Below are 9875 nucleotides of genomic sequence, written 5' to 3' on the forward strand. Positions count from 1 at the left end.
GCCTCCGCGAACCACACCGCCCGCACCATCACCCCGGCCTCGGGCGCCAGCCCCTGCCGCGCCGCCGCAGCGGCCGCGCCGATGTCTCCGGCGCCACGGCCCAGCAGCTCCGCGGCCCGTACCGTGCCGGGTCCTGACACCTCCAGGCTCCAGCCGTCCGCGCCGCGCACCAGTCGCGAGCGCAGCATGTCGTGCTGGTCGAGGAGGGTCTGGAGCGCCGCCTCGATCCGCTCGTACGTCGCATCCGCCGGAGTCCGCACCAGCATGGCCTGGTTGAACCCGTCGACCGGGCCGCCCAGTTCCCGCAGCCGGCCCACGATCGGCGTCTCGGGCACCGGCCCGACGGCGTCCGCCGGGTCCTCGGCGCGGACCTCCGAGGGGACCGTGGCGACGGCCGCCAGTGCGGCAGCGGTCCGGTGCTGGAACACCTCGCGCGCCGAGAACACCAGTCCGGCCTTCCGGGCCCGGCTCACCAGCTGGATCGAGACGATGCTGTCGCCGCCCAGCTCGAAGAAGCTGTCATCGGCCGACACGTCCGCCACACCCAGCAGATCGGCGAAGAGCCCGCACAGCAGTTCCTCGCGTTCGTCGCGCGGCGGCCGTCCGGCGCCCGTGCCGCTGACCGGCTCCGGGGCGGGCAGCGCGCGCCGGTCCAGCTTGCCGTTCGCGGTGAGCGGCAGCTCGTCCAGCGCCACGAACGCGGAGGGGACCATGTAGGCGGGGAGGGCCTGGGCCACATGGGCGCGAGCCGCCTCGGTGTCCAGGTGGCCGGTGCGCGGCACGACGTAGGCGACGAGTCGCCGGATGCCGGGACGGTCCTCGCGTACCACCACGGCGGCCCGGGCCGCTCCTTCGTAGTGGGAGAGCACGGACTCGATCTCGCCCGGCTCGATGCGGAATCCGCGGACCTTGACCTGGTCGTCGGTACGGCCCAGGTACTCCAGGGCTCCGTCGCGGGTCCGCCGCACGATGTCCCCGGTCCGGTACATCCGCGCGCCCGCCGGCCCGTACGGATCGGCGACGAACCGCTCCGCCGTCAGGTCCGGCCGGCCCAGGTACCCCCGGGCCAGTCCGGCCCCGGCGATGTACAGCTCGCCCGCCACTCCCGGGACGACCGGCCGCAGCGCCTCGTCCAGAACCTGGACGCGGGAGTTGCCGACAGGGCGGCCGAGGAAGGGAAGGTCCGACTCCGTGGTCCGCGCGGTCAGCGCGTCGACGGTGGTCTCGGTGGGCCCGTACAGGTTGCAGCCGGTGATGCCGGGGGTTCTTGCCAGCTCCTGCCAGAGGCTCCGGCTCACTGCCTCGCCGCCGAGGGCGAGGATGCGGGGCCGGGCTTCCGGATCCCGGACGAGGCCTTCTTCGATGAGCTGTTCCGCGTACGAGGGGGTCAGTTCCATGAAGTCGATGCCGCTGTCCCGTACGTAGCGGATCAGCGCCGCCGGTTCGCGGCGGGTGTCGTCGTCGACGAGGTGGAGTTCGTGGCCGGCCACCATCCACAGCAGCGGGTCGAGGGAGGCGTCGAAGGACACGGCTGCGGTGAGAGCCGCGCGCAGCGGCCGGCCCGCCTCGGCGGCCTGCTCCGCGTACAGCTCCCCGAAGTGGTGGTGGTACAGGTTGGCCAGGCTCCGGTGGGCGACCACGACTCCCTTGGGGCGGCCGGTGGAACCGGAGGTGTGGATGACGTAGGCCGGGTGGTCGGGCCGCAGCGGAACGGTCCTCACGGAGTCGTCGGGCGCGGTCCCGGGCAGCTCCGCCAGCTTCTCGGCGACGGCGGGTGCGTCGAGTTCGACGCGGATGCCGCCCCGGTCGGCGGGGATCGTGCCGCCGGTCTCCCGGGTGGTGATCAGGGCGTCGGCGCGTGCTTCGCGCAGGACCAGGGCGATCCGGTCCGCCGGAAGCGACGGGTCGACGGGCACCTGGGCGGCACCCGACTTGGCGACGGCGAGGAAGGCGACGACGAGGTCCGCCGTACGGGGCAGGGCCACGGCCACATACCTCTCCGGGCCCATGCCGTGGCCGATGAGGAGACGCGCCAGCCGGTTCGCCCGGTCGTCGAGCTCGGCGAAGGTCAGCCGGGTGTCCCCGGCCACGAGCGCGGTGGCATCCGGGGTGCGGGCGGCCTGCTGCTCGAAGAGTTCCGGCCAGGTCGTCGCGGGGATCTCCCGGACGGTGCCGGTCCCCTCCGCGAGCGCCCGGTGGCGCTCCTCGTCGGTGAGCAGCCGGACCGACGACAGCCGCCGGTCCGGGTCGGCGATCAGCTCGCCGACCAGGCGGACCAGACGGTCCGCCAGTTCCTGGACGGTCTCCGGGTCGAACAGGTCGGTCGCGAACTCGATGCGCCCGCCGATGCCGTCCGGGTCGCCGTCGTCCGTCCACCGCTCGGCCAGCTGGACGGCCAGGTCGAACTTGGCGCCGTCCACGGTGGTGTCGAAGGGATCGACCCGCAGACCTCCCAGGTCGAGGGAGGCCTCCGCGTTGTTCTGGAGGGAGAGCATGACCTGGAACAGCGGGTGCCGGGCGAGGGAACGCTCCGGGTTCAGCAGTTCGACCAGGCGCTCGAAGGGCACGTCCTGGTGGGCGTAGGCGGCGAGGTCCGTCTCCTGCACCCGGGCCACCAGCTCACGGAAGGTGGGGTCGCCCGAGGCGTCGGTGCGCAGCACGAGGGTGTTGACGAAGAAGCCGACCAGGTCGTCCAGGGCCTCGTCCGTGCGGCCGGCGATCGGCGAGCCGATCGGGATGTCCGCACCCGCGCCGAGGCGGTGCAACAGGGCGGCCAGGGCCGCTTGCACGACCATGAAGACACTGGCCCGGCTGTCCCGGGCGAACCGGGCGAGCGGTGCGTGGACGGCGGCCGGGATCTCCAGCGGGACGGTGGCGCCGCGGAAGCTCGCCTCGGCCGGGCGGGGGCGGTCGGTGGGCAGGGACAGTTCCTCCGGCAGCCCGGCGAGGGTGTGCTGCCAGAACGCCGTCTGGCGGGCGAGGCCGCTGCCGGGGTCGTCCTCGTCGCCGAGCAGGTCGCGCTGCCAGAGGGTGTAGTCGGCGTACTGGACGGGAAGCGGCTGCCATGCGGGGGCGGCGCCACGGCTCCTGGCCGTGTAGGCCGCGCCCAGGTCGCGGGCGAGCGGGGCCATGGACCAGCCGTCCCCGGCGATGTGGTGGACGACGACGAGCAGGACGTGTTCGTCCTCCGCGACCCGGAACAGCCGGGCCCGCACCGGCGGTTCGACGGCCAGGTCGAAGTCCTGGGCCGCGGCGGCGGCCAGGTTCCCGGCGTCGTACGGGGACACGGGCAGTTCGGGGCGGGCCTGTTCGGCCGCCAGGACCAGCTGGCGCGGCCGCCCGTCGGTGTCGGGGAAGACGGTGCGCAGGCTCTCGTGCCGGGCCACCACGTCACCCAGCGCGGCACGCAGGGCGTCCGGGTCGAGGTCACCGGTGAGGCGGACCGCCAGGGGCAGGTTGTAGGTGCCGTTGCGCTGCTCGAAACGGTTCAGGAACCACAGCCGCCGCTGGGCCGGGGAGAGCGGCACGGCCTCCGGGCGCACCCGGGCCACCAGCGCGGGCCGGGCCGCCTCGGTGTCGCCGAGCTGTTCGGCGAGGGCGGCGACCGTCGGGCTCTCGAAGAGGGTGCGGACGGCGAGTTCGGCGCCGAAGAGGGTACGCACCCTGCTGACCAGGCGGGTCGCCAGCAGGGAGTGGCCGCCCAGGTCGAAGAAGCTGTCGTCGACGGAGACGCGTTCGACGCCGAGGATCTCGGCGAACAGGGTGCAGAGCGTCTCTTCGTTCCTGGTGCGGGGCGCCCGGCCCGCGCCGGCCTCGGCCCCGAAGTCGGGGGCGGGCAGCGCACGGCGGTCCAGCTTGCCGTTCGGGTTGAGCGGCAGGGCGTCCAGGAACAGGAACGCGGAGGGGACCATGTACTCCGGGAGCGCCGCGGCGACATGCTCCCGCAGCACCGCCGCGTCGACCCCGGCTCCTTCGCCGAGAACCGCGTACGCCACGATCCGCTGGTCACCCGGGCGGTCCTCCCGCACCACCACCGACGCCTGCACGACACCGGAATGACCCGCCAGCACCGCCTCGATCTCACCCAGCTCGATCCGGAAACCGCGCACCTTCACCTGGTCGTCCGTACGGCCCAGATACTCGATCTGGCCTTCCGTGTTCCACCGCACCAAGTCACCCGTGCGGTACATCCGACCACCCGCCGGACCGAACGGATCCGCCACGAACCGCTCACCCGTCAGCCCCGCACGCCCCAGATACCCCCGCGCCAGACCCGAACCGGAGAGATAGAGCTCTCCCGGGACGCCCGGCGGCACCGGGCGCAGCCCGGCGTCCAGGACGTGGGCGCGGGTGTTGTGCAGGGGCCTGCCGATCGGCGGTGTGCGGTGGACGTCCGCGGTGTCGCCGTACCAGGCGGTGGCGTAGACGGTGGCCTCGGTGGGGCCGTAGATGTTGGCGATCGTGCTGCCGGGTACGGCGGCACGGATGGTGTTGGCCGTGTGGGCGGACAGCCCCTCACCGGCGAGGACCACGAGATCCGCGCCGAAGCGGGCCGTGCCACCCTGGCCGACGGTGTGCGCCAGCGCCGAGGGCACCGCGCTGACCAGGCTGTATGTGCGTCCCGGGGGGCCTTCCAGCAGGGCCAGCACATCGCGGACGACCTCGATGCGGCCACCGCTGAGCAGCGGCCCGAACATCTCGAAGACGGAGACGTCGAAGTTGAGCGAGGTCGCGGCGAGGACGTCGGAGAGCCGCTCGGGCCCGATGTCGGCCACCGCCCAGGCCGCGAGGTCGGCGACGCTGCGGTGGGCGACGACGACACCCTTGGGGCGGCCGGTGGAGCCGGAGGTGTAGATCACGTAGGCCGGGTGGTCCGGGGTGAGCGGGCGGACCCGGTCCGCGTCGGCCGGAGCGGTCTCCGGCAGCCCCGCCAGCTCGCCGGCCAGTTCCGGGGCGTCGAGCAGGAGCGCTTCGGTGCCCGGCGGAAGGGCGCCGGCCGCCTCCTCGGTGGTGAGCACCAGCGCCGGCCGGGCGTCGGTGAGCATGAAGGCGATGCGGTCGGCCGGGTACTGCGGGTCGACCGGCAGATAGGCCGCGCCGGACTTCAGTACGGCGAGCAGCGCGACGATCATGTCGGCGGAGCGCGGCAGGGCCAGGGCGACGAACTGCTCGGGGCCCGCGCCGCGTTCGATCAGCAGATGGGCGAGCCGGTTGGCGCGCCGTTCCAGCTCCGCGTACTCCAGCTCGTGGCCGGCGTGGCCGACCGCCGGGCGGCCGGGGGTGCGGGCCGCCTGGGCCTGGAAGAGCTCGGGCAGGGTGGCGGGCGGGACGTCCCGGTGGGTGTCGTTCCACTCGGTGAGCACCCGGTGCCGCTCCTGGCCGGTGAGCACGTCGACGGCGCCGATACGCGTGTCGGGGGCTTCGGTCACGGCGGCGAGCAGGCGGCCCAGCCGGTCGCCGACGGACTCGACGGTCGCCCGGTCGAACAGGTCGGCGGAGAACTCGACGACCCCGCGCAGCCCGGCCGGTCCGCCGTCCGCGGCGAAGGTCTCCTCCAGCGAGAACAGCAGGTCGAACTTGGCGGCCGCGAGCCCGACGGGCAGCGCCTTCGCCCGTACGCCGTCGAGGTCGAGGGTGGCCTCCGCGTTGTTCTGGAACGCCAGCATGACCTGGAAGAGCGGGTGGCGGGCGAGCGAGCGGGCCGGGTTGAGGATCTCCACGAGCCGTTCGAAGGGCACGTCCTGGTTGGCGTAGGCCGCCAGGTCCGTCTCCCGTACGCGCTCCACCAGCTCCCGGAACGTCGGATCACCGGACAGGTCGGTGCGCAGCACCAGCGTGTTCACGAAGAACCCGACGAGGTCGTCGAGCGCCTCGTCCGTACGGCCGGCGATCACACTGCCGAGCGGGATGTCGTCGCCCGCGCCGAGGCGGCCGAGCAGGGATGCCAGCGCCGCCTGGACCACCATGAAGACGCTCGCGCGGCTCTCCCGGGCGACGGCGACGATGCGCTCGTGGACCTCGGCGGGCAGATGGAGCGGGATGCTCTCGCCGCGGTGGCTGGCCTCGGCCGGGCGCGGCCGGTCCACCGGCAGGGACAGCTCTTCCGGCAGGCCCGCGAGGGCGGTCCGCCAGTACCCGGCCTGCCGGGCCAGCGGACTGCCCGGGTCGCTCTCGTCGCCGAGGACCTCCTGCTGCCAGAGCGTGTAGTCGGCGTACTGCACCGGGAGCGGCTGCCAGGCGGGGGCCCGGCCGCCGCGCCGGGCGTCGTGGGCGAGGCCGAGGTCGCGGGCGAAGGGCGCCATGGACCAGCCGTCACCGGCGATGTGGTGGACCACGGCGACCAGCACGTGCTCGGTGTCGGAGAGCCGCAGCAGCCGGGCGCGCAGCGGCGGTTGCACGGCGAGGTCGAAGCCCTCGGCCGCGGCATCGGCGATCGCCGCGTCGAGCCGGTCCGCGGTGACCTCCGTCATCGGCAGGGCGGGCCGGGCGGCCCCGGCGTCCAGCACCTGCTGGCGGGGGCGGCCGTCGACCTCGGGGAAGACGGTGCGCAGGCTCTCGTGCCGGGCCACCACGTCACCCAGCGCGTCGTGGAGGGCGGCCCGGTCGAGGTCGCCGGTGAGCCGGAGGACCAGCGGCAGGTTGTAGGTGGCGCTCGGGCCCTCGAAGCGGTTCAGGAACCACAGCCGGCGCTGGGCCGGGGACAGCGGTATCTCCTCGGGCCGCTCCCCGGCGGTCAGCGCCGTGCGTGCCTCGCCGCCCGCGACGACCCGGCCGGCGAGGGCGGCCACGGTGGGCGCCTCGAACAGCGCGCGGACGGCGATCTCGACGTGGAAGACGGAGCGGATACGGCTGACCAGGCGGGTGGCGAGCAGGGAGTGGCCGCCCAGGTCGAAGAAACTGTCGTCGACGGAGACGGCCGGCAGGCCGAGCACCTCGGCGAACAGCCCGGCGAGGATCTCCTCCTGGGCGTTGGCCGGGGCGCGGCCGGAGCCGTCGCCCCGTTCGGGGGCGGGCAGCGCTCTGCGGTCGACCTTGCCGTTGCCCGTGAGCGGCAGCGTGTCGAGGATGACGAACGCGGAGGGGACCATGTACTCCGGGAGCGCCGCGGCGACATGCTCCCGCAGCACCGCCGCGTCCACCCCGGCTCCTTCGCCGAGAACCGCGTACGCCACGATCCGCTGGTCACCCGGGCGGTCCTCCCGCACCACCACCGACGCCTGCACGACACCGGAATGACCCGCCAGCACCGCCTCGATCTCACCCAGCTCGATCCGGAAACCGCGCACCTTCACCTGGTCGTCCGTACGGCCCAGATACTCGATCTGGCCTTCCGTGTTCCACCGCACCAAGTCACCCGTGCGGTACATCCGACCACCCGCCGGACCGAACGGATCCGCCACGAACCGCTCACCCGTCAGCCCCGCACGCCCCAGATACCCCCGCGCCAGACCCGAACCCGCGATGTACAGCTCGCCCGCGACCGTCACGGGAACCGGGCGCAGGGCCGCGTCCAGGACATACACCCGCATGCCGTCCAGCGGACGGCCGATGGGCACGGCGGGCGGCACCTCGGAGGCCGATCCCATCCGGTAGGTGGTGGCGAACGTGGTGGTCTCGGTCGGGCCGTAGCCGTCGACCAGCACCAGTCCGGGGCACGCCTCCAGCACGCGCCGCGCCGCCGCCGCGGGGACCACGTCCCCACCGGTCCACACCTGGCGGAGCCGGGCGAGGCAGCCCGGCCCTTCCTCCGCGATCAGCCGGAACAGGCCGGCGGTCAGCCACAGGGCGGTGACCCCGTGCCGGTCGGTGATCTCGCGCAGGGCCACCGCGTCGAGGTCGCCGGGCGGGGCGACGACGACCCGGCCGCCGCCGAGCAGCGGAACCCACACCTCGTACGTGGACGCGTCGAACGCGGTCGGCGAGTGCAGCAGCACCCGCTCGTGGCCCTCCTCGAAGCGGCTCGCGGCCGCGAGCTCGGCGATGTCCCGGTGGGTGACGCCGACCCCCTTCGGCACCCCGGTGGACCCGGAGGTGAACATGACGTACGCGAGCTGTTCCGGACGCACGTCCACACCCGGGTCGTGCGCCGGTGCCCCGGTCTCGTCCAGTGCGGCCCGCGCCTCGATCACCGTCAGCCCGGCGGCAGCGCCGGGAACGGCGCCGGCCGAGTCGACGAGCACGACCGCGGCGGCCGTCCCGGCGAGGATCTGCTCGATCCGGCTCTCCGGGAACCGGGCGTCGAGCGGTACGTAGGCGCCGCCCGCCTTCAGTACGGCGAGGAGCGCCGCCACCAGGTCGGGTGACCGCTCCATGTACACCGCGACCCGGTCCTCCGGCCGCACCCCCGCGGCGAGCAGCCGGTGCGCCAGCCGGTTGGCCCGCGCGTCGAGTTCGCCGTACGAGAGGCTGCCCGCGTCGTCGACGACGGCGGGGGCGGACGGCGCCCAGGCGGCGAGATCGCCGAAGAGGACGGGGACCGCCCGGTCCTCGTGGTCGACGGCCTCGCCGTCGTTCCAGCTGACGAGCAGCTTCTCGCGCTCGTCGTGGCCCAGCAGGGAGATCCGGCCCACCGGCAGGTCGAAGGTGTCGGCCGCGTTCTCCAGGAACCGGACGAACCGGTCCAGGAGCACCGTGGCGCCGGCGGAGGCGAACAGGTCGGTACGGAAGTCCAGCCGCAGGTGCAGACGCTCCCCTGGGACGGCGGTGAGGATCAGCGGGTAGTGCGTGGCGTCGTGGCCCTCGATACCCGTGACCGTGAGCCCGTCACCGGTCTCCAGCACGTCCGCGTCGAGCGGGTAGTTCTCGAACACGACGAGGGTGTCGAAGAGTTCGCCGAGTCCCCCGGTCTGCTGGATGTCGGTGAGGCCGAGGTGCTGGTGGTCCATGAGGCCGGCCTGCTGCTCCTGGAGCCGCTCCAGAAGTGCGCCGAGCGTCTCGGCAGGGTCGAGGGCTACCCGTACGGGGAGGGTGTTGATGAACAACCCGACCATGGACTCGATGCCCGGGACCTGCGGCGGGCGGCCGGAGACCGTCCCCCCGAACACCACGTCCTCACGGCCCGTCAGCTGGCCCACCACCATCGCCCACGCCGCCTGGAACAGGGTGTTGAGGGTGACGCCACCGGTGCGGGCACGTGCGGTGAGCCGCTCGGTGAGCGCGGCCGGAAGGTCGACGGTGACCCGGTCGGGCGTGGCCGGACTGCCGTCCCGCCCGCCGGGTGCGACGAGCGTCGGCTCGTCGAGCCCGTCGAGCACCTGACGCCAGGCGGCCGTGGCGGCGGCCCGGTCCTGGCCCGCAACCCAGGCCAGGTAGTCCCGGTTGGGGGTGACCCGGGGCAGACGGGTGCCGTCGCCCTGGCGGGTGTAGAGCGTCAGCAGCTCCTTGACCAGGACCGGCATGGACCAGCCGTCGAGGAGGATGTGGTGGTTGGTGATCACCAGACGGTGCCGGTCGGCGGCGGTAGACAGCAGCGCGAAGCGCATCAGCGGGGGCCGGGTCGGGTCAAAGCGAACAGCCCGGTCCTCATCCGTCCAGCGGCGTACGGCGGCCTCGCGATCGGCCTCCGAGATGTCGGTGAAGTCGCACTCCTGCCAGGGGAGTTCGGTGTGGTCCGGGATGACCTGGACGGGCGTGTCCAGCCCCTCGTGCCGGAACGCGGCCCGCAGACCGGCGTGCCGGGCCAGCAGCGTCTGCGCCGCCGCCCGCAACGCGACACGGTCCACCACACCCTCGATGTCCAGGGCGAGCTGGACCGTGTACACATCCTCGGCCTGCTCGTCGTACACCGCGTGGAAGAACAGCCCCTGCTGGAGCGGAGACAGCGGCAGCACATCCGCCAGCCGCCCGTACTCCTCCTCCAGCCCGTCGATCTGCCC

General features: G+C 73.7%; 1 protein-coding gene. It reads right to left on the reverse strand.

The annotated features are described in order from the left end of the window. Positions 1–9875, reverse strand: a 9875-nt coding sequence (locus ACFWM7_RS29675) for an amino acid adenylation domain-containing protein (RefSeq protein ID WP_383266322.1), incomplete at both ends; no start/stop codon positions are given.

The organism is Streptomyces sp. NPDC058375 (genome assembly GCF_042723425.1).
In the GTDB taxonomy this organism is placed as follows: Bacteria; Actinomycetota; Actinomycetes; order Streptomycetales; family Streptomycetaceae; genus Streptomyces; species Streptomyces durocortorensis.